Below are 26,382 nucleotides of genomic sequence, written 5' to 3' on the forward strand. Positions count from 1 at the left end.
TCGCCACCCGGTTCGACACACTCGCCACCGTCTACCGCGCTGCCATCCTCATCTGCGACGTGATCACCTGGACAACGGCCTTTTCAGACATGACCTAGTGGTGCGCCAGGAGCTGGTGGGCGGCTTCGGCGCCGGCGACGGGTTCGGTGTGCACCACGGCGGCGGTCAGGCGCGGGACCTCGTGGATGAGCCGGTGCTCGACCTCGTGCGCGAGCCGGTGCGCTTCGGCGACAGTGAGGGTGGCGTCGACGCCGACGGCCAGTTCGGCGCGCAGCGCGTGCCCGATCCAGCGGATCCGCACCTGCCCGGCGCGCTGCACCCCGTCCACGGTGGCCGCGGTGCGCTCGACGAGTCCGACGGTGGCCGGGTCGACGGCGTCCATCAGGCGGCGGAAGACCTCCTTGGCGGCGTCGCGCAGCACGAGCAGGATCGCGGCGGTGATGACCAGGCCGATGATCGGGTCGGCCAGCGGGAAACCGAGCCCGACGCCGGCCGCGCCGAGCACCACGGCGAGCGAGGTGAAGCCGTCGGTGCGGGCGTGCAGTCCGTCGGCCACCAGCGCCGCCGACCCGATCTGCCTGCCGACGGTGATCCGCCACCGCGCGACGAGCTCGTTGCCCAGGAACCCGATCACCCCGGCCGCGGCGACCACCCAGAGCCCGGTGACCGGCTGCGGGTCGATCAGGCGCTTGACGGCCTCGTATCCCGCCAGCGCCGCGGACAGGGCGATGATCACCACGACCACCACGCCGGCGAGGTCTTCGGCGCGGCCCAGGCCGTAGGTGAACCGGCGGGAGGCGGCGCGGCGGCCCAGTGCGAAGGCGATGCCGACCGGCAGGGCGGTCAGCGCGTCGGCGAAGTTGTGGATCGTGTCGCCCAGCAGCGCGACCGAGCCGGTGAACAGCACGATCACCAGCTGCGCGATCGCCGTCACGAACAGCGCCAGGAACGACCACACCAGGGTGCGCATCCCGCGCTTGCTGGTCTCCAGGGCGCTGTCGAACCGGTCGGCGCGGTCGTGGCTGTGCGGGGTGACCACGTGCCGCAGCTGCGTCCACGCCCGGCCGGCCCAGCTGCCGGGGCGGCGGCCGTGACCGTGCGCGTGACCGTGACCGTGGCCGTGCGCATGGCCGTGGCCGTGCTGGTCGGTGTGCTCGTGCGCCGTGCCCATCCGCGTCTGTCCCTCGTTCGCCCTTGCCAGGTACCCCTGACAACGCCCATTATGCAAGCATGCGCGCGCATGACAACGCCTCGGGGGCGGGTGCCTCCGAGGCCGAGCGGCTGACGGTGGCGGCCGAGGTGCTCGGACACCTGGCCGACCCGACGCGCCTGCACCTGCTGCGGTTGCTGTCCACCGAGCAGGACGTCACCAGCCTGACCACGCGGGTGGCGGCGTCGCGGTCGTCGGTGTCGCAGCACCTGGGCCGGTTGCGGCTGGCCGGCCTGGTGCAGGCCCGGCGGGACGGTCGCCGGATGCTCTACCGCCTGACCAGCGACCACCTGGCGGACCTGGTCGGCCAGGCCCTGGACTTCGCCGACCACGCGGTGCGCGGCATCCCGCACCACCAGCACCGCATCACCGCCGGTGAGGGCACCGGCCACGCGGCCGGGTGACGGGACGCCTCCGCCCGTGCGCCGCGAGACCCAGAACATCCTGCTGCTCCTGCTCGGGAGTGCGTTGCTCGAGATCGGCCTGGACGGCAGCCGCCTGCGCTACGTCAAGGCGCCGCCGAGGGCGACTTCCCTCCGTCGCCGGAGGGTGGGGTACCACCTGCCTCGCCGAGGTCGCGCTCGACTGCCGCGCCGCCGACGCCTTCCCCTGCCCTTGGGCTCGGCATGGTGACGAGCAGGCAGGCTCGTCCACTGTGCACGCCCCGGGTGGTGCGCAGTGGACTGCTGTCCGCGCTGGCCGCGATGATCACCATCGCCGCGCACTCGGCCGGGGGCGGCGAAGCGCCGCACACCTCGTCCACGGTCATCATCACGCTGGTTCTCGCTCTCGCGGGTACCGCGATCGTGGACCGTCTGCACAACGCAGTCGCGGTCGTCGCCGGGCTGGGCGCCGTCCAGCTCGTCCTGCACGGCGCGCTGAGCGTGGTGGAGTACGTGACGGCGCACTACCACGCCGCGCCGCAGGTGAGCACGCCGGCGATGACCGGGGCGAACGTCACCGCGATCGTGGTCATCGGCATGCTGCTGGCCCGCGCCGACGCCGCGGTCAACGCGGTGGGTTCGATGCTCGCGCACGTGCTGCCGCGCAAGCCCTACACGCCACCGTCGCAGGCGCCCCTGCGCTTGTCCGTGGCGCCGGCCATCCCGGCCGGCGTCGTCGACGTGGTGTGGAAACGCATCCGCGTTCGCCGCGGGCCGCCGGCCCGTTCCTGACCCGCATCCGCGGGTTCTGAACAGACCGGCTTCCCGATGACGTCGGCCGCCCGCTGTCGCGGTGCCGGCCGGACCCCGAAAGGCGAACCAGATGCCCTCCTCACGGCAACACGTCCCCACCGCGCGCCACGCCGCGTCGCTGGCCCGCGCGGCCTGGCACCGCGGCCTGGCCACGATCGGCCTCACCCACTCCGAGCGGAGGATCTCCGCCGACGCCCAGTCCTACTGGGCCGAACCCGCGGACGAGGACTGGAAGGACAACTCGCACTGGGCCGACGGGCCGGTGTTCGGCAACAGCGACCTGTGGCGGGAAATCGGCCGGCGGCACCTGGAGCTGTTCCACCGTGGTGCCCGTCTGGCCGAGTTCACCCGCCCCTGGGACCGGATCGTGGAATGGGGGTGTGGCGGCGGGGCCAACGCCGTCCACTTCGCACCGCGGGCGCGCGAGGAGTTCGTCGGCATCGACATCTCCGCCGACAGCCTCGCCGAGTGCGAAAAGCAGGTCAAGGGGGTGTGCGACACCCCGTTCCGCGGCGTCGAGATCGACGTCACCGACCCCGAAGCCGTGCTGCGGCATGTCACCGAGCCGTGCGACATCTTCCTGTGCCTGTACGTGTTCGAAGTGCTGCCCACGCCCGAGTACGGGCAACGGGTGCTGCGCCTGGCCCACCGGATGCTCGCGCCCGGCGGGCTGGCACTCGTCCAGATCAAGTACGACGACGGCCGCTGGGTCAGCAAGCCCCGCCGCCGCGCCTACAAGTCCGGCGTCTCGCAGATGACCACCTACCCGATCGCCGGGTTCTGGCAACTCGCCGAACGCTGCGGCTTCAAGCCCGAAGGCATCGAACTGGTGCCGCAGAACGAACTCGACGAGCGCTACGCCTACTTCTTCCTGTCCAAGTGACCCGACCGCCGCCGCGCGCTCACCGCGCGGCGGCGGAGACGGGCAGGTGGGCGAATTGAGAACCCCCGCCCGGGATCACTCGCGCTCGAGCTTGCGCAGCCCGTGCGCCGGGGTCCACCACTCGACGACGAGCATCGTCGCCTCCTCGTTGAGGTGCGTGTGCACGACCTCGGCGATGTCGGCGCGGAAGAGTTCGCCCGGCGGGCCGTCGGTGATCGGGCCCGCCGCGATAGCCCGGCCGGCGATCTTCGCCTCGCCCGGCCACCGGGCCTCCTCGCCCTCGACCGGGTCGACGGTGGCGCTGTGCAGCGCGAACCGCGGGTCCCGGCGCAGATCGGCGCCCTTGCGCGCGCCCGGCATCGAGCCGAAGGTCAGTTCGCCGTCCCGGAACTCCGACTCGATGCCGGAGATCCGCGGCGCACCGTCGGCGCGCACGGTCGCGATCGTCTTGTGCTTGTGCGCGTCGAACAACGCCCGCACGCGACGCGCGAACTCCGGCGCCGCCTCCTCGAAGTCCCGCCACGTCGTCATCCCGGGGATCGTACCGGCGGACGGGGCCGGGACACGAGCACCGGCCGGGGGACCGTCCACTGTAGAACGCCGCGGATCACGAACCGGCAACGCCCTTGACGGTGATCGGGGCCACTGGTTACAGTTCTCCGGCAACCATTAATACGTATTAGGAGTCGCGATGGTCCCGCCCCGACGAGGTCGCCGGCCCACCCAGGTGGACGTGGCCAAGCGCGCCGGCGTCTCGCAGGCCACGGTCTCGCTCGTGCTCTCCGGTGGCGCGGTGAGCGACCAGATCGCCGAGTCCACCCGGGCGGCGGTCTTCGCGGCCGCGGCCGAACTGGGGTACTCGGCCAACGTCGCGGCGCGCAGCCTCAAGGGCGGGCGCAACCACCTGCTCGGCCTCTACACGTTCGAGCCGGTCTTCCCGACCGACCAGCGCGACTTCTACTTCCCGTTCCTGCTCGGGGTGGAGGAGGAGACCGCGCGCCAGGGCTACGACCTGCTGCTGTTCAGCTCGGTCAGCGCGGGCCACCGGGGGATCTACGCCGGCGGCGCCAACCGCCTCAAGCTGGCCGACGGGTGCGTGCTGCTCGGCCGCAACGTGCACCGCGAGGAACTGGCCGAACTGGTCCGCGAGGACTTCCCGTTCGTGTTCATCGGGCGCCGCGAGGTCGAGGGCGCCGAACTGTCCTATGTGGCCGCCGACTACGTGAGCGCGACCGGTGGCCTGGTCACCGAACTGCTGCGGCTCGGCCACGAACGCATCCTGTACCTGCACGCGGCGCAGGACAGCGAGCCGACCCGGGACCGCGAACAGGGTTTCCGCCAGGCGATGGCCGCAGCCGGGCGGACCGTGGACCCCTCGCTCGTCCGCGGGCTCGCCGATCCGGACGACCTGACGCCCGAGGCCGTCCGGCGCTGGGTGCGCGAGGAGGGCGTCACCGCGATCCTCGTCGAGCCCACCGAGGACACCCGGCTGACCACCGCGCTCGACGCGATCAGCGCGACGTCCGGGGTGAGCTTCCCGGAGGACTGCTCGATCGCGCTGCTCGGCGACCCGCCGTCGTGGTCCCCGCAGCTACGCGACTGGACCCGCTTTTCCCTGCCCCGCGCGGAAATGGCCCGCACCGCGGTGCAGACGCTCGTCGAACTGCTCGAGCACCCGGCGTCCGCGCCGCGGCAGATCACCGTCCCGTGCCGCTTCGTGGCGGGTGATTCCCTCGGCCCGGCGACTCACCGTTGAGGAGCTTCCCATGCCCGGTCCCCCCGACACGCGAAGAACCACCGCCCGCTCCCGGGTCCGGATCCCGTCATGACCCGGATGGTCGTCCGCAGGCTGCTGATCGGCCTGTTCGTGCTGTGGGGTGCGGCGACGCTGATCTTCCTCATCGTCCGGGCCGCCCCGGGTGATCCGGCGCAGGTGCTGCTCGGACCCGACGCGAGCCGGCAGCAGATCGCCGAGGTCACCGCGAACCTCGGGCTCGACCGCCCGCTGTACGAGCAGTACCTCGGATACCTCGGCGACGTCGCGCGGTTCGACTTCGGCGAATCGCACCGGCTCGCCCGGCCCGCGATGGACGCGGTGCTGGAGCGGTTGCCCGCGACGATCGACCTGACGCTGGCCGCCACCGCGCTGGCCGTGGTGCTCGGACTGGTGCTCGGCGTGCTCGCCGGCGGACGTCCCGGCGGGCGGCTGGACCGCGTGGTGTCCTCGGCGACGATCGCGCTGCAGTCGTTCCCCACATTCTGGGTGGGGATCATGCTGATCCTGCTGTTCTCGCTCGGCCTGCGGATACTGCCCAGCTCCGGCGTCGGCACGCCGGCGCACCTGGTGCTGCCCGCGGTCACGCTGTCCCTGCCGTTCATCGCGATCGTCGCGCGGGTCACCCGCAGCAGCCTGGCCGAGTCGATGGGCGAGCAGTACGTGCAGACCGCGCGGTCCAAGGGGCTGACCGAGAACCAGGTGCTGCTCGGGCACGTGCTGCGCAACTCGCTGATCCCGGTCGTCACGGTCGTGGGCCTGCACGTCGGCCAGCTGATGGGCGGCGTGGTGATCGTGGAGAACGTGTTCGCCTGGCCGGGCCTGGGGTCGCTGATCGTGGACGCCGTGGCCAACCGGGACTACGCCGTCGTTCAGGCGGCGACGCTGCTGATCGCCACGGTGGTGATGGTGCTGAACCTGGTCGCCGATCTGGTTTACCAGCGGCTCGACCCGCGCATCCGGCTGGAGGGAGTGTCGTGACGACCACCGTGCTGCCCGATCGGGTTCCGCTGAGCTCACCGGCCCGGCGGCGGCGCCGGGGCGGGCTCGTGCCCCGGATCGTCCTCGGCCTGTTCGTGCTGGTCGCCGTCGTCGGCCCGCTGCTGGTGCACTACGACCCGGTGCACACGCCGCTGGCCGACCGGCTGCTCCCGCCCGGCTCGGCGACCAGCACCGGCACCGCGTGGCTGGGCACCGACGGCCTCGGCCGCGACGTGCTCGCCCAGATCGTGCACGGCGCCCGGACCTCGATGCTCATCGGCGCGGCCACCGTGCTGACGTCCTGCCTCGTCGGCGTCTGCGTCGGGGTGGTGGCCGGCTACGCCCGCGGCTGGGCCGACGCGATCCTGGCCCGGGGCATCGACGTGCTGCTGGCGTTCCCGGGCATCCTGCTGGTGATCGTGATCGCGGGCGCGTTCGAGCGCAGCGTCCTGGTTGTGGTGGCCGCGCTGTCGGTCACCGGGTGGATCTCCTTCGCCCGCGTCACCAGGGCAGTCACGCTGTCGCTGCGCGAGCGGGCCTGGGTGGACGCGGCGCGGGTGATGGGGGTGCCGCGGCGGTCGATCATCGTGCGGCACGTCCTGCCGTTCGCGGCGGGCCCGGTGGTGGCGATGGCCACGCTGGAGTTCGCCCTGGTGGTGCTGGCCGAGGCGGGGCTGAGCTTCCTCGGCATCGGGCTGCCCTCCGACGCGGTGTCCTGGGGCCAGACCATCGCCAACGGCAAGCAGTACCTGGAGACGGCGTGGTGGATCTCGGCGCTGCCCGGCATCGCGCTGTCCCTGCTGATCATCAGCGTCGGGATTCTCGGCGACCAGCTCACCGCCCGGCACGGGCGCGGGCGTTCGGTCTGAACGGCTCGCGCGGAACAAGACAGGAGCACAGTGTGGTGACCAGATTGCGCAGGCGGGCGAGCGCGCTCGCGGTGGTGGTGGCGGCGTTCGCGCTGGCCGCGTGTTCCACCACGACCGGTGGCGGCAGCGGTTCCGGCGGAGCGGGCGACGGGGAACTGACCGTCGCCGGCACCTACCCCATCGAGAGCCTCGACCCGCACGCGCTCAGCGGCGGCTCGACCGGCACCCAGCTGGCCGACAAGGCGATCTTCAGCAGGCTGCTCGCCACCGATCCCGACGGCAAGGTGGTCGGTGACCTGGCGACCGGTTGGGGCCCCGGCGCGGACGCCTCGGAGTGGCGCTTCACCCTGCGTCCGGGTGTCACGTTCTCCGACGGGTCCCCGTTGACCGCGCAGGACGTCGTGGACTCCTTCACGCGGATGATGACGGTCAACGGCCCCAACGCCGCGAACTTCACCGGTGCCACCATGACCGCGTCCTCCGACACCGAGGTCGTGCTCAAGGCGCCGAAACCGGACGCGTCGATCCCGGGCAAGCTCACGCTCTTCTACGTGATCCCGTCCGGCGTGGCTCCCGGCGACACGGCGTTCTTCGACAAGCCCGCCGGGTCCGGCCCGTTCACCGTCACCCGATTCGTCCCGGGCGAGGTGCTCGAGCTGGCGCGCAACGAGAAGTTTTCCGGGAAACCGGCCGCGATGGACAAGGTCGTGATCCGCACGATCCCGGAGCTGGCGGCCCGGCTGACCGCGCTGCGCACCGGTGAGGCGGACGTGGTGTGGGGCATTCCCGACGACCAGCTGCCCGGGCTGCGGGGCGACACCTCGCTGACGATCGAGACGGTGCCCAGCACCGCGTTGTTCACGATGTGGTTCAACTCCTCGGTGCCCGCGCTGTCGGACGCGGCGGTGCGGCGGGCGATCTGGCAGGCGGTCGACTTCCGGACGATCATCGAGCAGCTCTATCCGGAGACCGGTGAACCCGCCGACTCGCCGGTCGCGCCCGCGGTGCTCGGCCACGTCGCGCAGCCCCCGGTCGCCTACGACCCGGCCGCGGCCAGAGCCGCGCTGCAGGCGGCCGGGTTCGACTTCGGCCGCAAACTGCGGCTGCAGTTCGCCAACGCGGAGTTCCGCCCGTTCGTCCAGGCCGTGGTGTCCGACCTCGCCGAGATCGGCGTCCAGGTCGAGCCGCTGGAGAAGGAACAGGCGGTGTTCACCCAGGACCTGGTCGCGCTGAACTGGGACATCAACTTCCAGCAGCTGACCACGCCGACCTTCGACGCCGGCAGCAACCTCGGCCGGCTCTACCCGTGCGCGGCCCGCCGCACCGGCTACTGCAACCCGGAGCTGGACAGCCTGCTGGCCGCCGCGGGCGCGGCCACCGACCAGGCGCAGCGGGTCGCGGCGTACGGGCGGGCGAGTGAGATCATCTGGCGGGACGCGGTCGGCATGTACCCGATGACGGCCGGGATCGCCTACGCGTGGAACCGCGGTCTCGCCGGTTTCCGCCCGGATCCCAGTGGCCTGCCCGATTTCGCCACCGTCACCGCTGCCGGCGCATGACCAGCCAGGTGCGGCAGCCCGAGGTGGACCTCGCGCTGCTGGAGATCGACGGGCTGACCGTGGACCTGCCCGGTCCGCACGGTCCGGTGCGGGTGGTGGACGGGGTGTCGCTGGACGTGCCGCCCGGGACGACGGTCGGGCTCATCGGGGAGTCCGGCAGCGGCAAGACGATGACCGCGCTCGCGGTGATCGGCCTGCTGCCCGCCGGCGCCGAAACCGGTGGCGTCCTGCGCTGGCGCGAGGAGAACCTGCTCACCGCGAGCCCGGCGCGGCGGCGGAGCGTGCGGGGCCACGAGATCGCGATGATCTTCCAGGACCCGCTCGCCGCGCTGAACCCCGGCCAGACCATCGGCCGGCAGGTCGGTGAGATCCCGCGCCGGGACGGCAAGTCCCGCGCGGAGGTGCGGCGCATCGTGATCGATCTGCTGGACCGGGTGGGCGTGCCGGACCCGGCGACGCGCATGCACGCCTACCCGCACCAGTTCTCCGGCGGATTGCGGCAACGGGCCATGATCGCGCTGGCCCTGGCCGGGAACCCGTCGCTGCTGCTCGCCGACGAGCCGACCACCGCGCTGGACGTGACCGTGCAGGCGCGCATCCTGCGCCTGCTGCGGTCGGTCCAGGAGGACCGCGGACTGGCGATGCTGCTGGTCAGCCACGACCTGCGGGTGGTGGCGCACGTCGCGGACCAGGTGGTGGTCATGTACGCCGGGCGGGTCGCCGAGCGCGGCGCGGCCGCCCAGGTGCTGCGCCGTCCCGCGCACCCGTACACCAAGGCCCTCGTCGCCAGCGTGCCCGCGGTGCGGACCCGCACCGCGCTGGCCCACCCGCTGCCCGGGGCGCCGGCCACCCCGGCGAACCGCCCCTCCGGGTGCGCGTTCCACCCGCGGTGCCCGCTGGCCCGCGACCGGTGCCGGAGCGAGGTGCCCGCGGTCCGCGAGGTCGAAGCGGGCCGGTGGAGCGCGTGCCACTTCGCCGAGGAGGTGCTCGGAGGTGCTTGAGGTCGACGACCTGCGCGTGACGTTCGGCGGGCGGGGCCGCCGTCGCCGCGGCGCCCTCGCCGCGGTGGACGGCGTGAGCCTGCGCGTCGAACCCGAGGAAACCCTGGCGGTGGTGGGCGAATCCGGATCCGGGAAGACGACGGTGGCCCGGTGCGTGGTCGGGCTGCAGCGCCCGGACTCCGGCAGCGTCCGCTTCGACGGGCAGGTGCTCGGGCCCGCCGGGCGGCGGCCGCCCGCGCTGCAACGCGCCATCCAGATGGTGTTCCAGGACCCGCGGTCGTCGCTCAACCCCCGGATGACCGTGGCCGCGCTGATCGGCGAGGCGTGGCGGACGCACCCCGCGGCGGCGCCCTCCGGTGACCGCACCGAGGCGCTGCGCCGCGTCCTCGCCGACGTCGGGCTGGACGGTGACGTCGCCGGCCGGCGGGCCGGGGACCTGTCCGGCGGGCAGTGCCAGCGGGTGAGCATCGCCCGCGCGCTCGCCGTCGGGCCGCGGCTGCTGGTGTGCGACGAGGCGGTTTCCGCGCTCGACGTGTCGGTGCAGGCGCAGATCCTGCGGCTGCTGGCCGACCTGCGCACCAGCCACCGGCTCGCGCTGCTGTTCATCACGCACGACCTCGGTGTCGTGCACCAGATCGCGGACCGGGTGGCGGTGATGCGCCGCGGCGTGGTCGTCGAGGAGGGGCCCGCGGGCGAGGTGCTCGGCGCGCCGCGGCACGAGTACACGCAGGCGCTGCTGGACGCGGCGCTCGACCTGACAGTGGAGGCCTGATGCCCGTCCCCGCCGGGTGGAACACCTGGGACGTCGACACGCACACCGGCATGGCGCACCTGCCCTCCGGGATCCGGATCCGCTTCGGCGTCCCCGGTTTCCCGCTCGACGGGTTCACCTGGCGCGACGGCCTGGTCCGGCTCGGCCACCACACCGTCGACGGCTCCTACGCCGAGGTCACCGTCGAGGCGGGCGGCGGCCGGCTGAGGCTGGAGATGGCCGGGGGACCGGGCGACGTGCTGTACGTGCGGGCGGAGGGCACCGCCGGGGTGGTCGCCGAGATCGACGGGTGGCAGTCCGATAGGGACACCACGGGCTGGCGGCTGGACACCTCGGTGCCGTCACGGGTACCGGACCGGCTGGAGTTCGACGGGGAAGTGGATGTGTTCCTCGCCCCGGCCGGAGCCCCCGGTGGAGCGGGGGATGCCGGGCGGGTGCTCGCCGAGCGCCGGGCCGCGGCGGAGTGCACGCTCCCGCGCTCGTCCGGCTGGCTCGGCGACGCCGCCGCGGCGGCCACCCGCGCCGTCACCTGGAACACGATCTACGCGCCGGACCTGGGCCGGGTGCTCACGCCGACCTCCCGCGACTTCGTCTCCGCGCGGCGCAAGGGGTTCTACGGCTCCTGGGCGCTGCACGCGTGGGACACGTTCTTCACCGGGCTCGTCGCGTCCACAGTGGATCGCGAATACGCGCGGGAGATCTTCGGGCAGATCCTGCCGTTCGCGGACCCGTCCGGGATGGTGCCCAACCGGGTGTCCGACGACCGGGGCGCGACCCTGGACCGCTCTCAGCCGCCGGTCGGCGCCCTGACCGTGCACCGGGCGTACCTGGCCAGCGGACTGTCGGCGCAGACCCGCGATCGCGAGTTGCTCAGCGGGACGTTTCCCGCCCTGCTGACCTGGCACGACTGGTGGCCGCGCGCCCGCCGGGGCCCGCACGGCCTGCTCGCCTGGGGTTCCGATCCCGTCGAGGGCGATGCCGGGTCGGGCACGCTGGACCGCGCGAAGCGGGAGTCCGGGCTCGACGACTCGCCCATGTACGACGAGGTGACCTACGACCCGGCCACCCACACGATGGATCTCGCCGACGCCGGGCTCGCCGCACTGCACATCGCCGACGCCGAGGCGCTGGCCGACATCGCGACCGTGCTCGGCGAAACCGCGGTGGCGCAGCGGTTGCGGGCCGAAGCGTCCGCGGCCCGCGCGCACGCCGACGAACTGCTGTGGGACACCGAGACCGGCGGCTACCGCAACCTGCGGGCGGACGGCAAGTACGACCCGCACGTCTCACCCACCCTGCTCTACCCGCTGCTCGCCGGCATACCGGACGCCGCGCGCGCGGCCGCACTGGCCGACCGGCTGCTGCGTCCCGGGACGCTCGGGGGCGACCCGCCACTGCCCAGCGTTGCCCGCGACGACCCGGGCTACGCCGCGACCTACTGGCGCGGGCGCATCTGGGGGCCGATGGCCTTCCTCGCGATCGAGGGCCTGCGCCGCTACGACCTGACCGCCCACGTCCGGCCGCTCGTCCGCGCGCTGCTTCGGCTGTTCCAGACTGAATGGGACACCCACAGCCACGTCCGGGAGAACTACCCGGCGACCACCGGCGAAGACGTGCGCACGTTCGAAGCGCGGTCCGACGGGCTGATGGCGTGGGGCGGGCTGCTGGCCCGCCTCGCGTTCGCCGAACTGGCCGACGCGCGTCCCGACGGCTGGCGCTTCGCCCACCCCGGCGAGCCCGCCGAACTGGCGAACCTGCCACTCGGCGAGGGCAGGCTCGCGGTGGTCGCCGGCGACCGGCTCACCGTGTCGCTGGAGGGCCGGATGCTGCTCGACGCGGCACCGGGCGTCGTCGTCAGCGGCTACCGGCGCACCGCCACCGAGGTCACCGGGTTCGCGCACGGTGAAGGCGACCTCCTCGTCAGCCCGCCGGGCCCCGGCGATCCGGTCCGGGTCTGCGCGCCCGGCCCCTTCCGGCTCGCCACACCACAACAGATGGGGGATCTGCCCAGTGCGTAAGGAAACCGAGACCGACATCCTCGTCGTCGGCGGCGGGCTCGGCGGCGTGGCCGCGGCGCTGGCCGCACTGCGGCGGGGCCGGTCCGTGGTGCTGACCGAGGAAACCGACTGGATCGGCGGCCAGCTGACCAGCCAGGGCGTCCCGCCCGACGAGCACACCTGGATCGAGCAGTTCGGCTGCACCCGCACCTACCGCGCGCTGCGTAACGCGATCCGCGACCACTACCGGACCTGGTACCCGCTGACCGACGAGGCCCGCGCGCGCCCCGACCTCAACCCGGGGGAGGGCCGGGTCAGCCGGTTGTGCCACGAGCCCAAGGTCGCCGCCGCGGTGCTGGAGGCCACCGTCGCGCCCTACGTGTCGGCCGGGCGGCTGCGGATCCTCTACCGGCACCGGCCCGTCGCCGCCGAGGTGGACGGCGACCGGGTGCGGGCGGTGACGCTGGAGAACCCCGCCGGGGACCGGATCGAGGTGACCGCGCCCTACGTCCTGGACGCCACCGAGCTGGGCGACCTGCTCCCGCTCGCCGACGTCGAACACGTGACGGGCTTCGAATCCCGGCACGACACCGGCGAGCCCAGCGCGCCGGAGGAGGCGCAGCCGGCGAACATGCAGGCGTTCTCCTGGGTGTTCGCCGTCGAGCACCGGGCCGGGGAGGACCACACGATCGACCGCCCGGCCGGATACCCGGACTGGGTGCGCTACCAGCCGCCGAAGTGGCCGAACCCGCTGCTGAGCCTGTCCGCGCCGGACCCCCGGACGCTGGAGACCGTGCGCCGCGACTTCGTGCCGAACGCCGACTCCGGACCGGTCGTGGCCGATCAGCGCGCCGATCCGGGCGACAAGGAGCTGTGGGCGTTCCGGCGTGCCCTGTCCCGCAACATCTTCCGTCCGGGCTTCGCGCACAGCGACGTGACCGTGGTGAACTGGCCGATGATCGACTACCTGCCCGGCCCGCTGATCGGGGTGAGCGACGAGGAACGGGACAAGCACCTCGCCGGCGCGCGCGAGCTGAGCCTGTCGATGCTGTACTGGCTGCAGACGGAGGCGCCGCGCCCCGACGGCGGCACCGGCTGGCCGGGTCTGCGGCTGCGCGGCGACGTGATGGGCACCGCCGACGGGCTGGCCAAGGCGCCCTACATCCGGGAGTCGAGGCGGATCCGCGCGCGCTACCGGATCGTCGAGCAGGACCTGTCGATGGCGGTGCGCGGCGAGCGCGGCGCGGTGGCCTACCCGGACACGGTCGGCATCGGCATGTACCGCATCGACCTGCACCCCTCGACCGGCGGCGACACCTACATCGACGTCGCCAGCTGCCCGTTCCGGATCCCGCTCGGCGCGCTGGTGCCGGTCCGGGTGCGCAACCTGCTGCCCGCGGGCAAGAACATCGGCACCACCCACATCACCAACGGCTGTTACCGGCTGCACCCGGTGGAGTGGAACGTCGGCGAGGTCGCCGGGGCGCTCGCCGCGCACTGCCTGGACCACCGGCTCGAACCGGAGCAGGTGCACGCCGATCCCGCCCGGCTGACGGCGTTCCAGGACGAGCTGGCGGCCGACGGCGTCGAGCTGGCCTGGCCCGAGATCGAGGGGTACTGATGGGGCTGCTCGGCGGGGTGATGGTGCCGCTCGTGACGCCGATGTCCGCGCCCGGCCGCCCGGCCGAGGCGGACGATCTGCTGCGGGCGCTGGCCGGGTCCGGGGTGCGGAGCCTGATGTTGTTCGGCACCAACGGCGAGGGGCCGTTGCTGCCGGCCGCGGCGCTGACGGACTTCGCGCGGTGGGCGGTGCGCCGGTGGCGCGAGCTGACCGGCGGCCCGGTGCTGTGCACGGTGACGGCGGCCGGAACCGCGGAGGTCCTGGAGCGGGTCGCCGCGGTCGCCCCGGCCGGTCCGGACGCGCTCGTGCTCAGCCCGCCCATCTACTTCCGGCACCGCCCCGACGAGATCGCCGCCCACTACGCCGCCCTGTCCGATGTGGACGTCCCCGTGGTGGCCTACAACGCGCCGCGCTACGCCAACCCCCTGGACGCGGACCTGGTCCGGGCGCTGGCGGAGATGCCGCACGTGACCGGCGTCAAGGACAGCTCCGGTGATCTCGGCCTGCTGGGCGAGTTCGTCCGGGTGGCGAAGGGCAGGCCGGGCTTCGAGGTCAGCCAGGGCGCGGAGACCAAGCTGCTGGCCGCGCTGCGGCTCGGCGCCGACGGCGTCGTGCCGGGCCTGGCGAACCTCGCCCCGCGGCTCGCCGTCGAGCTGGTCACCGCGCACGAGGCCGGGCGCGACGACGACGCCGAGGCGGCGCAGCGCGCACTCGACCGGCTCTTCGCCCTGCACACCGTGCGGCCGGGAGTGCCGTCGGTGAAAGCGATCCTGCACCACCGCGGGTTGTGCGCGCCGCACGTGGCGCCCCCGCTCGCGCCCTGCTCGGACGACGAACTGCGTGACCTGCTCGCCCTCGTCGGCGAGGACGCCGGACATCTGTTATCCCGCTGACCAACGGAGGTAAGCGTGACCACATTCAACCGCCGCACGTTCGGCCTCGGCGTGGGCGTGGCGGCCGCGTCGCTGGCCGCGTCACCCGGCCTGGCGGCCGCGAAGCCGCGCCGGCGAGCCTTCGACGAGACCACGTTGTGGGACGCCGACGTGGACCCGCTGGTGAACTACCACGTGCACGGGCTGGCGGTGCTGCCGGACGACACGATCCTGGCGGCCACCGAGGGCAGGCACGAGGTGTGCGACGCCGGCCCGCGCGACCTCGTGATGCGCCGCAGCCACGACCGCGGCGACAGCTGGACGCCGACCCAGACGCTCGTCGCCTCGGTGGACGGCCAGTCCTGGGGCAACCCGGCGTTCGTCGTCGACCGGACCACCGGCGCGGTCTTCCTGTTCTACATGCTCTCGGTCCAGCTGCCGGAGAACACCACGTGCTCCGGCGACTCCGGCGAGATGTACGTGATGTCCAGTGTGGACGGCGGCCGGACCTGGGGTGAGCCGCGGTCGCTGGCCGGGATCTTCGACCACTTCCCCTACGACTGGGCGCTGCACGGACCGGGGCCGGGGCACGGCATCCAGCTCGACGACGGCAGGCTGCTGCTCAACTGCGCGCACCGCAGGGTGATCGTCGGCAACACCGTCGAGCAGCGGTTCTACGGCGTGTCCACCCTCTACAGCGACGACCACGGCGCGACCTGGCAGGCCGGCGGCGAGGTGCCGGTGTCGGTGCCGTACCCGATCAACGAGGCCCGCCTGGTCCAGCGCGCGGACGGCACCGTGCTGGTGAACGGCCGGTCGGCGGCGGGCGGCAACCGGCAGCGGATCGTCGCGGTGAGCACGGACGGCGGGCTCACCTGGTCGCCGCCGCGTCAGGACGGGGCGACCGGCACGTTCAACGCGGTGGACGCCAGCCTGCTGCGGTACCCCGGTGACCGGATGCTGTTCAGCCGGCCCGATTCGCCGGTGCGGACGAACATGACGGTGTCGGTGAGCTACGACGACGCGCATTCCTTCCGGTACCACAAGGTGATCAACGAGGGCCGGTCGTACTACTCGGAGCTCGGTCACCTGTCCGACGGCACGATCCTGCTGCTCTACGGCTGCGACGGGGACATCCCGAGCTTCCCGCGGCGGGTGGCGATCTGCCGGTTCTCGCTGGAGTGGCTCACCGGCGGCCGGGACGGTGCGCAGGGCCCGCTCCTGCACGAGCGGCTCGTGGACCTCGGGGTGGGTGGCCGGGCCGCAGGTGGAGCGCTGGCGTCGATCGCGGATCCGGTGGCGCGCCGGGGGAACCGGGTGGAGTTCACACCCGATGCCGTCGGCGCGTACGTGGAGTACACAGTGGACATCGCCGCGGCGGCGGACTACGAGTTCCTGTTGCGGTACTTTCGGTCCGCGGCCGGTGGCCTGGTGACCGTGACGGTGGACGGCGAGCGGCTCCGCACGGCGGTGCTGGACACCACAGCCGAGCGGGCGGACGGCTACGACGTGGCGGTGCTCGGCACCGTGCGCCTGCTGCCCGGCGCGCACACGGTGCGGTTCACCGCGTCGGGCACCGGCCGGGGCGGCGGGACGCTCGTGTCGCTGGACGCGCTGAGCCTGATCACCGCGCCGTACCCGGCCGACGTGCGCGAGGAAGTGCTGGTGGACAACGACGAGCTGGGGTACCAGGTGGTCGCGGGCACGTGGTCGGCGGGCACCGGCGTGGCCGGGTACCGGGGGAGCAACTACCGCTCCGCACCGGCGGGCACCGGGGAACGGTCGGTGCGCTGGCGCCTGGTGGTCCCGCACGACGGTGACTACGAGGTGCAGGCCTCCCACACGGCCGACCCGAACCGCGCGAGCAACGCCCCGTTCACGGTGACCCACGCCGGCGGAACCACGGTGGTGCGGGTCGACCAGCGGGTGGCGGGCACCCCCGAACCCCGCGGCGGCTCCTGGGTGTCGCTGGGCACATACCGGATGACCGAAGGCCTGACCACGATCAGCCTCAGCAACGATGCGAACGGAGTCGTCATCGCCGACGCGGTGCGGCTGCTCCGCCGCTGACGGTGGGCGTGGGGCTCGCGCTCGGGGCGCGAGTCCCACGTTCGCGCGGGCGAGTCCCACGTTGGTGGACTGCGCGCGAGCCAGCGCCGCGGCCGTGAGCGCCGCGCTTCCGCGCGGGGCGCAGGCCGCGGCCGGGCCTCGCGGGATCCGCCGCAGGCCCGTCCCCGGCGGCTACCTCTCTTCGCCCGCCCCCAGGCTGAAGGCCCGCGCCGGGTTGGTCACCAGCGCGCGCTTCACCACCTCGCCGAGGCCGGCCGCGGTCAGGCGTGGCACGAAGCGCGTCAGCAGGTAGTCCAGCCCGGGCCCGCCGCCCAGGGAGCGCCAGTAGCTGCGCCGCGCGAGGTCGCTGCCCAGCAGGAGCCGTCCGCTGTGGCCGCGCTCGTGCAGGGCGGCGATGAGCGTCACCGACTGGCTGTCCGGCGCGTACTTCACCCGGCCCGGCATGTCGAACGCCAGCCACGCGCCCCGTGCCGCCAGCTCCGCCAGATACCCCGGGTCCGGGTTGTGGTCGATGTGCCCGAGCACCACCTTCTCGCCCGGCACCCCGGCCCGCGCCAGCGCGTCGAGCAGTTCGTGCCCGCCGGTGCCCTGGTCGGTGTGCGTGGTCACCGGCACGCCGGTGCGCGCGTGGACGATGCCGGCCGCCTCGATCAGCTTGCCCACCGACCGGCCGAACCGGTGGTAGCCGGTGCCGATCTTGACCGCGCCCGCCCGTGCCGCGGTGCGGTCGAGCAGCGGCCCCACCAGGCCGTGCTCGTCCATGCCCTGCTCGATCTCCGCGGCCAGCAGGCCGGCGATCTGCTCGGCGGAGTACCGGTGCAGCCAGTGCCGGTCGCTGTAGTACCCCACCTTGTGGAAACCGGTCACGGCCACCACGTGCACCCCGGTGCGGCGGCTGATCTCGGCCAGCCCGCGCGGGCTGCGGCCGAAACCCAGCGGAGTCATCTCGACCACCGCCGACAGCCCGGCGGCCCGTGCCGGCGCGATTTCCTCGACGGCGCTGTCCACGCTGTCCAGCCGGAAGTCCGGCTCGTCCATCACCGGCCAGTCGCCGGTCATCAGCAGGTGCTCGTGGGCGAAGGTGACCCCGAGATCGGCCGGGTCCACGTCGCCGAGGACGGTCCGGATCACAGCAGCGCTCCGTGCAGGGCCAGGGCCGCGCGCAACGCGGCCGGATCGGTGTCCGCGACGTCGCCGGTCGCCAGCGCGGCGGCGGTCCCGGCCGCCTGCCCCGCCGCCATGCACTGCGCCATCGACCGCACCGACGCGTGCGCGTCGTGCGTGGCCGACAGGCACCGGCCGGCCACCAGCAGATGACCGGTCCGCTCCGGCACCAGACAGCGCAGCGGCACCCCGTAGGAGCGCCCGGACGGCCCGCCGCCCACGTACACCCAGATCGTGCCGTTCCCGCCGTCGTGGTCCTCGATCGGCGCCCCGCACCGGGCGATCGCGTCCGGGAACTCCCGCGCCCCCAGGACGTCCTCGCGAGTGAGCACGTACCGGCCGCGCAGCCGCCGGGTCTCCCGCACCCCGATCCGCACCGAAACCCCCAGCAGGTAGGCGTTTTCGTAGCCCGGCACCCGTTCGGTCAGGAAGCGGACGTACTCGGCGACCTGCCGCCTGCCCTCCCGCTCGGCCGCGGACAGCTGCCACGGGTCGGTGGCGTCCACGCCGCTGACCCGGGTGAGGTTCGTGTGCACCACGCCGGGCAGCACGGTGCGGTGCACCGACCCGTCCAGCCGCGGCAGCCGGTAGTCCCCGGACGCGGCCGCCATCAGCCGGTGCAGTTCGGCGACCGGCGTCGCCCCGAGGTCCACCCCGCCCATCCGGAACGTGGCGGTCAGCGGCTGCACCCGGTTCTGCTCCGCGGGGCGGTCCACGGCGGCACCGGCCCGCCACGCCACCTCCGCGTCCCCGGTCGCGTCGATCGTGTTGCGCGCCAGGACGACGCCGGGCCCCGCCGCCGTGTCCACCACCGCGCCCCGCACCCGCTCGCCGTCGAGGACCACGGCGACGATCCGCGCGTGGTGCAGGACCCGGGCGCCGGCGCCGAGCACGAGTTCGTCCCACGCCCGCTTGAGCGCCTCCGGTTCGTACGTGACGCCGGTGCCCGCGCCGTAGGTGTTCGGACGCTCGAACGCCTGCCCGTCCTCGAGCAACCGCTCGCACAACTCCCAGCCGACGCCCGCCACGACCCGCCCGCCGCCGGGCGCGTAGAAGCCGTAGAACGTGTCCAGGACCGCGGCGCCGGTGCCGCCGAGGAACCCGGCCGGCTCGACCAGCAGCACGTCCGCGCCGCTCCGGGCCGCCGCGACCGCCGCCGCGCAGCCCGCCGATCCGCCACCGGCGATCAGCACGTCGCCGCGCCACAGCAGCGGGAGCGCGGCGGCCTCCGTGCGCGTATACCGGGTGTTCACCGGGCCCACCCGCCGTCCGCCGGGATCACGGCGCCGGTCACCAGGCGGGAGGAGTCCGAGAGCAGCCAGCTGACCACGTCCGCGACCTCGCCGGGGTGGGCCGCCCGGCCGGTGAGCGGCATCAGCGCGCCGAGGCGCCCGCCGATCCGGTCGTCGGTCAGGGCCCGGCGCGCCATCGGCGTGTCCACCAGGCCGGCGGCGGCCACGTTGACGCGGATGCCGTACGGCGCGCACTCCTGCGCGGCCACCCGCGCCAGCGCCTCCAGAGCGGACTTGCTCACCGCGTACGCCACCGTGTGGAAGTCCGCGTCGACGCGCGCCCGGGCCAGCGCCGAACCGACGATCGCGATCGAACCGCCACCGCACTCACGCAACGCCGGGATCGCCGCCCGCAGCAGCCACATCGCCGAGGTCAGGTTGACCTGGAGCAGCGTCTCCCACGCCTCGTCCGCGCAGTGCTCCAGCGGGCCGTCGCCCAGGCGGCGCCCGGACATCCCGATCGCGTGCACCACCCCGTCCAGACCGCCGTGCCGCGACACCGCGTCCGCGACCACCCGCTCGGCCACACCCGGCTCACCGAGGTCCGCCTCCGGACGGTCCACTCCGGACACCACACACCCGGCCGTCCGCAACGCCCGCACGCACGCGGCGCCGATCCCACCGGACGCGCCCGCCACCAGAACCCGCTTCACACGCCGCTCCGCAACACCCGCGCGGCCCGCCCGGCGTGATCCAGGTACGCCTCGTCGAACAGCTTCCGGCTCCGCTCGGCGCCGACCACGGTCGCGGCGGTGAGCACGGCCGGCATCCGGCCCATCGCCGCCAGCCGCTCCGCGGTGCGCACCTTCACCTCGTTGACCAGCGCCACCCCGGCCAGGGTGCTGCCCGGCCCGACCGGCACGTCCACGCCGTCCACCTCGCACAGCGCGTCGCCGGGCGGGGTGCACAGGTCCAGCACCACGTCGGCGTGGTCGAGCAGCCGCGTGCCCGACGAGTGCCGCGGCTCGCCCGCCATCGACTGGGCCACCGAGGTGACCGCGACGACCTTGAGCCCGGCCTCCCGCGCGATGGCCGCCATCTCCAGGGTGACGGCGTTGTTCCCGCTGGCGCTGAACACCATCAGCGCGTCGGCAGGGCGCAGCGTGAAGTTGTCCCAGATCTGCCGGGCCAGGCCCTCGACCCGCTCGAGGAACATCGCCTGCCGCTGGCCGTTGGCGCCGACAACCTGGGTGTGGAAGGTCGTGGACAGCTCGACGATCGGGTGGAACCCCGGGAACGAGCCGTAGCGGGGGAACATCTCCTCGACCGGGATGCGCGAGTGCCCGGACCCGAAGGTGTGCACCACCCCGCCCGACCCGATCGCGTCCGCGCAGATCCGGCTCGCCTCGGCGATGGCGCCGGACTGGCTCGCCTCGATCCGGTCGAGCAACCGCCTGGCCTCCTCGATCCACGTCACGTGCCGACCCCTTCCTGTTGTGCCGCGTAGAACGCGGCGCCGATCGCGCCGGCGCCGGTGCCCAGCGCCGCCGCGACGACCTCGACCTCGCCGACGAACGACCGCCGCTGCGCGAGCCGTCCGGTGATCGCCTCCCGCATCCACGGCAGCGCGCCCGCCACACCGCCACCGGCCACGACGGCCTGGGCGGGCAGCAGCCCGAGCACGCTGGCCAGGACCGCGCCGATCGCGTCCCCCGCGGCGGCGAGCACGTGCGCCGCGTCGGCGTCGCCCGCCGCGGCGGCCGCGACCACCGCGCGGGCCTCGGCCGCGATCCCGCTCCGGGCCCGGTAGGCCCGGCTGATCGCGACGCCGCTCGCGACCGTCTCCAGGCATCCGCGCGCACCGCAGCCGCACCGCGGCCCGGTTTCGTCGTGGATGACGTGCCCGATCTCGCCGAGCCGGTCGCCGGGCCCGGACAGCACCCGTCCGCCACTGGCGTACGCGCCACCGACGCCGGTGCCCAGCGTCAGGAACAGCACGTCGCACATCCCGCGCGCCGCCCCGGTGCGCAGCTCCGCCAGCGCGAACGCGCGCGAGTCGTTCAGCACCCGCACCGGGCGGCCGGTCTCCGCGGAAATCCCGGCGCCCAGCGGGAAATCCGTCCAGTCGCCGGGCAGGTTGGGCACGAACCGGACCACCCCGGTGCGCCGGTCGAGGTGGCCGGGCACCGCCACCCCGATCGCGTCCGGCCGGTGCTCGCCCGCCAGCGCCGCGATCACCGACCGGACCGCGGGCGGACCGGACCGCGGCGTGGGCAGGTGGCCGGAGGCGACGGGCGCCGCGTCCCGGACCACTGCCCACTTGATGGCCGTGCCCCCGACGTCCACGCCGAGCAGGAGCGTCACCGGAGGGCCAACGGCACCCGGCCGGCGGGCACCGCGACGGTGACCGTGCGGTCCGGCTCGACGGCCACGGTGCTGATCGCCCCGTCCACCTCGACGGTGACGGTGCGGGCCGCACCCGGCACGCCGAGCGTCACCGCTCCGGGACCGGCCGAGCGGGCCACCGCGCGCACCGAGTCCGCCGTGCGCGCGTAGTCCTCGATCACCGTGGTGGCGGGTGCGTCCACCAGGACCACGCCGTCGAGGGTGACCCGCAGCCGGTCCCCGGCGGCCACGCTCAGCCTGCCCTCGGTCAGGGCGAGGTTGGTCAGCGTGGCGGGCTTGCCGGGGTGGGCGAACCGCCAGCCCCCGGGCCGGGGGTCGGCCAGCTCCTGCATCGCCAGGTAGGCCAGCAGGTTGCCCCAGCTCAGCAGGAAGTCCGAGCGCGCCTCGAACGGGTGGATGTCCTCGGCCGGGTCGGAGAAGTAGTTTTCGTGCACGTGGCTGTGCTGCTCCCACTCGTCGCGGAACAGTGTCAGCAGATCGTCCACAATGGAGGAAACGTGGTCGTCGAGGCCGTAGCGGCGCAGGCCCTCGACGACGAGGAACGCGACCGGGCCCCAGATCCGCCCCCGGCAGTAGAACCGGTTGAAGCCGGGGTCGCTGCGGGACGTGCTGGGCAGCGGCGGCGACCCGCCGAGCAGCTCGGGCACCAGCAGCGTGTCCACCGTCCGCCGGGCCCGCGCCGCGTCGGGGATCCCGGCCAGCAGCGGGTAGACCATGGTCGGGGTCAGGTGCACGTCGAAGGCGCCGTCGGCGCGGACGTTGCGGTAGTGCCCGCTCTCCTCGTCCCAGAACAGCTTGTCGGTCCGTTCCCGGGCCCCGGACAGTTCCGCGCGCAGCCGTCGGGCGGTGCCGGTGTCGCCGAGCCGGTCGGCCATCGACGCCAGCGCCTCGGCGTCCACCACGTGCAGCGCGTTGAGGCCGACATCGGCGAGGTCCATCGTGTGGGTGGCCGGGTCGTAACGGATCTCGTCGTACATCGGCGAATCGTCCAATCCGGACTCCCGCCGGGTGCTGTCCACGGTGGCCGACTTCGGGTCGTCGGTCGGGTCCGAACCCCACGCGAGCACGCCGTGCGGGCCGCGGCGCGCCTTGGGCCACCAGTCGTGCCAGCCCAGCAGCACCGGGTAGGTCTCGGACAGCAGCCCGCGGTCCCGGGTCTCGTCGGACAGGCCCGTGCTCAGGTAGGACTTGAGCACGGTGTAGGCCCCGACCGGCGGCTGCGACCGGTCGTCGGTGCGGCCCCGCTCGTCGGACACCCGGTTGGGCACGAACCCGGCCGGCGTGACCTGCTCCAGGATCTGGCCGTGGATGCCGCGGGCGTAGTCGTGGTCGATCCAGGTCGCGGTGAGGCCGCAGAAGAACGTGTCCCAGCCGTGCAGGGCCCAGGTGCCGTAGAACCCGTCCCGTCCCTGGTGGACGAAGTCCCGCGAGGTCGGCGTGATCACCCGGCCCAGATCGGTGCGGATGACCGTGTTCCACGTCAGCGCGCGCTGGTAGCCTTCGGCGGCGCGGCCGAGCCAGCCGCCGCTGCCGATCGCGGCCGACTCCGCCTTCTCGCGCAGGGCCTCCAGGTCGGGCGCCGGGTCCGGTTCCGGTGCCGCGGCGGGGGAGCAGGTGAACCGGACGGCTGCGCCGGGGCGGAAGTCCAGCCGGAGCCCGTCGCCGTGGGTGCGGACGGTGGCCGGTGCGGACAGGGCCAGGAGCCACCGCGACTCGCCGGCGGTGAGGTCCAGCCGGTCGGTCGATCCCGTCGAATCCGCGGTCACCGGCCCGGCCGCCCCCGGCAGGCGGTCGATGAGCAGGTGCACGCGGTGCCCGTCCGCCTCGTGCGGCTCGGCCAGCGCCGCGAGCACGTCCGGCTCCGGGCTGGCGAACACCAGCCGCACCCGGGCGTCGTCGCAGCGCAGGGTCACCTCGGCGTATTCGCCGTCGACGGTGTGGTGGCCGAGCCGGTCCAGCCCGCGCCGCCAGGTGAAGTCGTCGGCCAGCCCGCCGTCCGGGGTCCCGACGGCGAGCCGGATCCGGAGTCCGGAGGGCAGGTGCGCGGCGGCGGTGTGGTACTGGGTGTCCCAGGTGTTCCACCCCGCGGGAGCCGGTCTGGTCATGACACCGTCACTTTCGTGAAGTCGGGCTGGTAGGCGGGGCTGGTCCGGAAGCCGTGCACGGTGTCGCGCCAGGCGTAGGGGATGTTGACGAACATCGGGTACATGCCGACCGCCGCGCGCCAGATGATCCGCTGCGCCTGCCCGTACAGCTCGGCCCGGCGGGCGGGGTCGCTGATCGCGCCGGCCTCGGCCAGCACCCGGTCCAGTTCGGGATCGCAGTAGCCGGTGCGGCCCGCCGCGCAGGGGTAGAGGCGGCCGAGGTTGCTGGCCAGGTCACCGGTGTCGATCGCGAGCGACTGCAGGTTGATGTCCCACCGCATGCCCAGCAGGTCCTCCAGGAAGACCGCCTTCTCCTTCTCCCTCGGCTCGACCTTGACGCCGATCTTCGCCAGGTCGGAGGCGACCGCCTGGGTGAACTGGCGGAACTCCGCGCCGGAGAACTGCAGTTCCAGCGTCCGGCCGAAGTCGAACCCGGCCTGGGTCAGCGCCTCCTTCGCGGCGGCGGGATCGTGGACCACCGGGGGCTGTTTGGCGTACCCGGGCACGCCGGGCGGGACGGGGGAGTCGGCCGGGCTGCCGGTCTCCGGGTACAGCGAGGCGATGATCGAGCCGAAGTCCACCGCCTGCCACAGCGCCCGCCGCACCCGCTCGTCGGCCAGCGCCGGGCGGCCGGAGTTCATCCACATCGTGTAGACCGCCAGGCTCGGCACCGACTCGACGGTGATCCCCGGCTCACCCTCGACCTGCGCGATCTGATCGTCGGGGATGCCCCAGGTCGCCTGGATCTCACCGGTCCGCAACGCGGCGACGCGCGCCGAGACCTCCGGGATGGTGCGCATGACGACCTTGTCCAGCTTGGGCCGCTCGCCCCAGAAGTGTTCGTTGGGCACGAGCACCAGCGACTGGCCGGGTGTGAAACCGTCGACCCGGAACGGGCCGGAACCGACCGGGCGGTTGAAGAAACCCGGCTCCTCGGACCGGACCGCCGGCGTGATCCACAGCAGCGTGAGCTTGCCGAGCACGCTGGCGTCCGGTTTCGTGGCGGTGAGCACCACCTGGTTCGTCCCGGCCGCGGTCGCGGTGATCCCGCTCCAGCTCGCGGCCTGCGGTCCCTTGAGGTTCGCGATGCGCTGGACCGAGGCGACGACGTCACCGGGCCCCAGCGGCGAGCCGTCGGAAAACGTCAGCCCGTCGCGCAGGGTGAACGTCCAGGTCTTGGCGTCCGGCGAGGCCGTCCACCCGGTCGCGAGGTCCGGCACGTACTGGCCGTCCTGGAGCCGGACGAGCCGGCTGTAGATCTGCGTGCCCGCGCTCGCGGTGCCCGCGTCGGCCTGCGGCCCGTGCGGATCGAGCGTGACGATGGGGTAGAAACCGGCGACGGTGAGCTGGCCGGGCGTGCCGCCACCGGACGCGGCGCCGCTGCACGCGCTGACGGCGAGGAGCACCGCCGCCGCGAGGGCGCCGATTCTCAGCCGCCCAGGACGAGGTTTCATGGGTGGGGTCCTCTCTGTCCACGTTGACAAGGGGGGAGATCAGCGCGGCCCGACGGTCGCGCCCGGCACCACGGTGCAGGCCACGCCCTCCACCAGGGCGGGCGCGTCCGGGTCGTCCAGCAACCGCACCAGCAGGCGGGTGGCGGTGCGGCCCATCGCCTCGCGGGGCACCACGAAACCGGTCCAGTCGACGTCCTCGCCGGACGCCCCGGTGGAGTCACCGAGGACGGCGATGCTGAGATCACCGGGCACGGACAGCCCGCGCCGCAACGCCGCCGACCGCAGCCGCTCGGCCAGGAGCTGCTGCTCGGCCAGCAGGCCGGTGACACCGCCCGCGACCAGCTCGTCGAGCAGCCCGTCCAACTCGCCTGCGCTCTCGAGTGTCCACACCGGACCAGTCAGCCGCCGGGTGTGGGCAGCCCGCAACGCCTGCCGGAAACCCTTTTCCCGGTCCCGGCTCGGTTGCGCGTCGCCGTCGCCGAGGCGGGCGTAGGCGAGGCGGGCGTGCCCGAGGCGCAGCAGCCGTTCGGTGAGGCGCCGGGTCGCGCCGGCGTAGTCGGCGGCGACGTAGGACACCGGCGCGCCGGACACCTCGCGGTGGCCGACGTAGACGAACGGGTAGCCGGAGTCGCGCAACCGCTCGATCTCGGCCAGGTCGGGGTGGCGGCCCAGCAGCAGCGCACCGTCGGCCAGCGACAGCCGGTTGACCCCGTCCCGGAAGACTTGGCGCCGCCCGCCGACGCTGGTGAACAGCAGCAGGTCGTGCCCCAGCCCGGCGGCTTCCTGCTCGATGCCGAGCAGGAACGGGAAGTAGAAGTCCACGCCGGTGGTCGGGAAGACCGGCTCGAACGTGTGCACGCCGATGAGCCGGTTGCGCCCCCCGGCGAGCGCCTGCGCCGAGGCGTTGGCGACGTAGCCCCGCTCGCGCATGGCGGCCAGGACCCGTGCCCGCGTGCGCGGGCTGATCCGCAGGGCGGCGTCGCGGTCGTTGAGCACCAGGGACACCGTCGCCTGGCTGACTCCGGCCAGGCGCGCGATGTCGGCCTGGGTGGGACGCTTCACGGTCGGGCGACTCATCCGCACCCTCCAGCTAATGCGGCCCACCTGGCGGATCTCCCGCCGGCGGGTTGCGTGCGGTCACTATGACCAACGCCGGACTGCTAATGCAAATTAGGTC

At 73.7% G+C, this 26,382-nt stretch carries 23 protein-coding genes and 1 pseudogene; 14 read left to right on the forward strand and 10 right to left on the reverse strand.

Annotation, left to right across the window (positions count from 1 at the left end; genetic code table 11):
* Nucleotides 1-94: 94 nt before the first annotated feature.
* Nucleotides 95-1,171 carry a cation diffusion facilitator family transporter gene (locus IE290_RS03035; RefSeq protein ID WP_191242943.1) on the reverse strand — a complete coding sequence of 359 codons (1,077 nt, stop codon included), beginning with the start codon at nt 1,169-1,171 and terminating at the stop codon, nt 95-97.
* A 59-nt stretch (nt 1,172-1,230) separates the two neighbouring features.
* Here IE290_RS03035 and IE290_RS03040 point away from each other — a divergent pair, with 59 nt between their 5' ends.
* The 4 genes and pseudogenes from IE290_RS03040 (at nt 1,231) to IE290_RS03050 (ending at nt 3,289) form a co-directional block, all read left to right on the forward strand.
* Nucleotides 1,231-1,614, forward strand: coding sequence for an ArsR/SmtB family transcription factor (locus IE290_RS03040; RefSeq protein ID WP_191242944.1), 384 nt, complete (start codon nt 1,231-1,233; stop codon nt 1,612-1,614).
* A gap of 16 nt (nt 1,615-1,630) precedes the next feature.
* A pseudogene (locus IE290_RS37610) lies at nt 1,631-1,723 on the forward strand (TIGR03943 family putative permease subunit); the annotation flags it as partial.
* 113 nt (nt 1,724-1,836) lie between these two features.
* On the forward strand, nt 1,837-2,385 hold the full coding sequence (locus IE290_RS03045) for a hypothetical protein (protein ID WP_191242945.1): 549 nt from the start codon (nt 1,837-1,839) through the stop codon (nt 2,383-2,385).
* A gap of 91 nt (nt 2,386-2,476) precedes the next feature.
* Nucleotides 2,477-3,289: a class I SAM-dependent methyltransferase gene (locus tag IE290_RS03050; protein ID WP_191242946.1), complete on the forward strand. Its 813-nt coding sequence runs from the start codon at nt 2,477-2,479 to the stop codon at nt 3,287-3,289.
* A 75-nt stretch (nt 3,290-3,364) separates the two neighbouring features.
* Here IE290_RS03050 and IE290_RS03055 read toward each other — a convergent pair whose 3' ends face one another.
* Entirely contained in the window at nt 3,365-3,820 is a 456-nt protein-coding gene (locus tag IE290_RS03055) for a pyridoxamine 5'-phosphate oxidase family protein (RefSeq protein ID WP_191242947.1), read from the reverse strand.
* Between the two features lie 160 nt (nt 3,821-3,980).
* Between IE290_RS03055 and IE290_RS03060 the strand changes: the two genes are divergently transcribed.
* The 10 genes from IE290_RS03060 to IE290_RS03105 all read left to right on the forward strand — a co-directional run bounded on the left by IE290_RS03060 (nt 3,981) and on the right by IE290_RS03105 (nt 16,805).
* On the forward strand, nt 3,981-5,045 hold the full coding sequence (locus IE290_RS03060; RefSeq protein WP_191242948.1) for a LacI family DNA-binding transcriptional regulator: 1,065 nt from the start codon (nt 3,981-3,983) through the stop codon (nt 5,043-5,045).
* A 69-nt stretch (nt 5,046-5,114) separates the two neighbouring features.
* A complete protein-coding gene (locus IE290_RS03065; protein ID WP_191242949.1) occupies nt 5,115-6,044 on the forward strand; it encodes an ABC transporter permease in 930 nt (309 codons plus the stop codon).
* Complete coding sequence (locus IE290_RS03070; protein WP_191242950.1) at nt 6,041-6,913, forward strand: ABC transporter permease; 873 nt, start codon at nt 6,041-6,043, stop codon at nt 6,911-6,913. Before IE290_RS03065 ends, IE290_RS03070 begins: the two co-directional genes overlap by 4 nt.
* Nucleotides 6,914-6,945: 32 nt before the next feature.
* Entirely contained in the window at nt 6,946-8,472 is a 1,527-nt protein-coding gene (locus IE290_RS03075; RefSeq protein WP_191242951.1) for an ABC transporter substrate-binding protein, read from the forward strand.
* Complete coding sequence (locus IE290_RS03080) at nt 8,469-9,473, forward strand: ABC transporter ATP-binding protein (RefSeq protein WP_191242952.1); 1,005 nt, start codon at nt 8,469-8,471, stop codon at nt 9,471-9,473. The genes IE290_RS03075 and IE290_RS03080 overlap by 4 nt, the downstream gene beginning before the upstream one ends.
* On the forward strand, nt 9,466-10,245 hold the full coding sequence (locus tag IE290_RS03085) for an ABC transporter ATP-binding protein (RefSeq protein WP_191242953.1): 780 nt from the start codon (nt 9,466-9,468) through the stop codon (nt 10,243-10,245). Before IE290_RS03080 ends, IE290_RS03085 begins: the two co-directional genes overlap by 8 nt.
* Entirely contained in the window at nt 10,245-12,263 is a 2,019-nt protein-coding gene (locus tag IE290_RS03090; protein ID WP_191242954.1) for an MGH1-like glycoside hydrolase domain-containing protein, read from the forward strand. Before IE290_RS03085 ends, IE290_RS03090 begins: the two co-directional genes overlap by 1 nt.
* Nucleotides 12,256-13,863, forward strand: a complete 1,608-nt coding sequence (locus IE290_RS03095) for an FAD-dependent oxidoreductase (RefSeq protein ID WP_191242955.1) — start codon at nt 12,256-12,258, stop codon at nt 13,861-13,863. Before IE290_RS03090 ends, IE290_RS03095 begins: the two co-directional genes overlap by 8 nt.
* Nucleotides 13,863-14,756 carry a dihydrodipicolinate synthase family protein gene (locus tag IE290_RS03100; RefSeq protein WP_191242956.1) on the forward strand — a complete coding sequence of 298 codons (894 nt, stop codon included), beginning with the start codon at nt 13,863-13,865 and terminating at the stop codon, nt 14,754-14,756. The genes IE290_RS03095 and IE290_RS03100 overlap by 1 nt, the downstream gene beginning before the upstream one ends.
* A 15-nt stretch (nt 14,757-14,771) precedes the next feature.
* The gene (locus IE290_RS03105) at nt 14,772-16,805 is read left to right on the forward strand and encodes a golvesin C-terminal-like domain-containing protein (RefSeq protein ID WP_191242957.1); all 2,034 of its coding nucleotides are present in this window, start codon (nt 14,772-14,774) and stop codon (nt 16,803-16,805) included.
* Nucleotides 16,806-16,976: 171 nt separating this feature from the next.
* Here IE290_RS03105 and IE290_RS03110 read toward each other — a convergent pair whose 3' ends face one another.
* The 8 genes from IE290_RS03110 to IE290_RS03145 are packed head-to-tail and all read right to left on the reverse strand — an operon-like array spanning nt 16,977 to nt 26,282.
* On the reverse strand, nt 16,977-17,936 hold the full coding sequence (locus IE290_RS03110) for a phosphotriesterase family protein (protein ID WP_191242958.1): 960 nt from the start codon (nt 17,934-17,936) through the stop codon (nt 16,977-16,979).
* A complete protein-coding gene (locus IE290_RS03115; RefSeq protein WP_191242959.1) occupies nt 17,933-19,222 on the reverse strand; it encodes an FAD-dependent oxidoreductase in 1,290 nt (429 codons plus the stop codon). The genes IE290_RS03110 and IE290_RS03115 overlap by 4 nt, the downstream gene beginning before the upstream one ends.
* Nucleotides 19,219-19,914 (reverse strand): SDR family oxidoreductase, encoded by a 696-nt coding sequence (locus IE290_RS03120; RefSeq protein WP_191242960.1) that lies wholly within the window; start codon nt 19,912-19,914, stop codon nt 19,219-19,221. Before IE290_RS03120 ends, IE290_RS03115 begins: the two co-directional genes overlap by 4 nt.
* Nucleotides 19,911-20,678, reverse strand: a complete 768-nt coding sequence (locus tag IE290_RS03125; RefSeq protein WP_191242961.1) for a sugar isomerase domain-containing protein — start codon at nt 20,676-20,678, stop codon at nt 19,911-19,913. The genes IE290_RS03120 and IE290_RS03125 overlap by 4 nt, the downstream gene beginning before the upstream one ends.
* Nucleotides 20,675-21,565, reverse strand: a complete 891-nt coding sequence (locus tag IE290_RS03130; protein ID WP_191242962.1) for an ROK family protein — start codon at nt 21,563-21,565, stop codon at nt 20,675-20,677. Before IE290_RS03130 ends, IE290_RS03125 begins: the two co-directional genes overlap by 4 nt.
* Nucleotides 21,562-23,712, reverse strand: coding sequence for an MGH1-like glycoside hydrolase domain-containing protein (locus IE290_RS03135; protein ID WP_191242963.1), 2,151 nt, complete (start codon nt 23,710-23,712; stop codon nt 21,562-21,564). Before IE290_RS03135 ends, IE290_RS03130 begins: the two co-directional genes overlap by 4 nt.
* On the reverse strand, nt 23,709-25,205 hold the full coding sequence (locus tag IE290_RS03140; RefSeq protein WP_191242964.1) for an ABC transporter substrate-binding protein: 1,497 nt from the start codon (nt 25,203-25,205) through the stop codon (nt 23,709-23,711). Before IE290_RS03140 ends, IE290_RS03135 begins: the two co-directional genes overlap by 4 nt.
* 39 nt (nt 25,206-25,244) lie before the next feature.
* The gene (locus IE290_RS03145) at nt 25,245-26,282 is read right to left on the reverse strand and encodes a LacI family DNA-binding transcriptional regulator (protein WP_191242965.1); all 1,038 of its coding nucleotides are present in this window, start codon (nt 26,280-26,282) and stop codon (nt 25,245-25,247) included.
* Between the last annotated feature and the right edge of the window lie 100 nt (nt 26,283-26,382).

The sequence above is a fragment of the Amycolatopsis deserti genome (assembly GCF_014653945.1).
Taxonomy (GTDB): domain Bacteria; phylum Actinomycetota; class Actinomycetes; order Mycobacteriales; family Pseudonocardiaceae; genus Amycolatopsis_E; species Amycolatopsis_E deserti.

Coding starts and splice junctions, on each gene's coding strand:
- IE290_RS03065 (WP_191242949.1), top strand. CDS start 5,115: ATGACCCGGATGGTCGTCCGCAGGCTGCTGATCGGCCTGTTCGTGCTG.
- IE290_RS03140 (WP_191242964.1), bottom strand. CDS start 25,205: ATGAAACCTCGTCCTGGGCGGCTGAGAATCGGCGCCCTCGCGGCGGCG.
- IE290_RS03090 (WP_191242954.1), top strand. CDS start 10,245: ATGCCCGTCCCCGCCGGGTGGAACACCTGGGACGTCGACACGCACACC.
- IE290_RS03045 (WP_191242945.1), top strand. CDS start 1,837: ATGGTGACGAGCAGGCAGGCTCGTCCACTGTGCACGCCCCGGGTGGTG.
- IE290_RS03100 (WP_191242956.1), top strand. CDS start 13,863: ATGGGGCTGCTCGGCGGGGTGATGGTGCCGCTCGTGACGCCGATGTCC.
- IE290_RS03080 (WP_191242952.1), top strand. CDS start 8,469: ATGACCAGCCAGGTGCGGCAGCCCGAGGTGGACCTCGCGCTGCTGGAG.
- IE290_RS03055 (WP_191242947.1), bottom strand. CDS start 3,820: ATGACGACGTGGCGGGACTTCGAGGAGGCGGCGCCGGAGTTCGCGCGT.
- IE290_RS03135 (WP_191242963.1), bottom strand. CDS start 23,712: ATGACCAGACCGGCTCCCGCGGGGTGGAACACCTGGGACACCCAGTAC.
- IE290_RS03040 (WP_191242944.1), top strand. CDS start 1,231: ATGCGCGCGCATGACAACGCCTCGGGGGCGGGTGCCTCCGAGGCCGAG.
- IE290_RS03050 (WP_191242946.1), top strand. CDS start 2,477: ATGCCCTCCTCACGGCAACACGTCCCCACCGCGCGCCACGCCGCGTCG.
- IE290_RS03060 (WP_191242948.1), top strand. CDS start 3,981: ATGGTCCCGCCCCGACGAGGTCGCCGGCCCACCCAGGTGGACGTGGCC.
- IE290_RS03035 (WP_191242943.1), bottom strand. CDS start 1,171: ATGGGCACGGCGCACGAGCACACCGACCAGCACGGCCACGGCCATGCG.
- IE290_RS03145 (WP_191242965.1), bottom strand. CDS start 26,282: ATGAGTCGCCCGACCGTGAAGCGTCCCACCCAGGCCGACATCGCGCGC.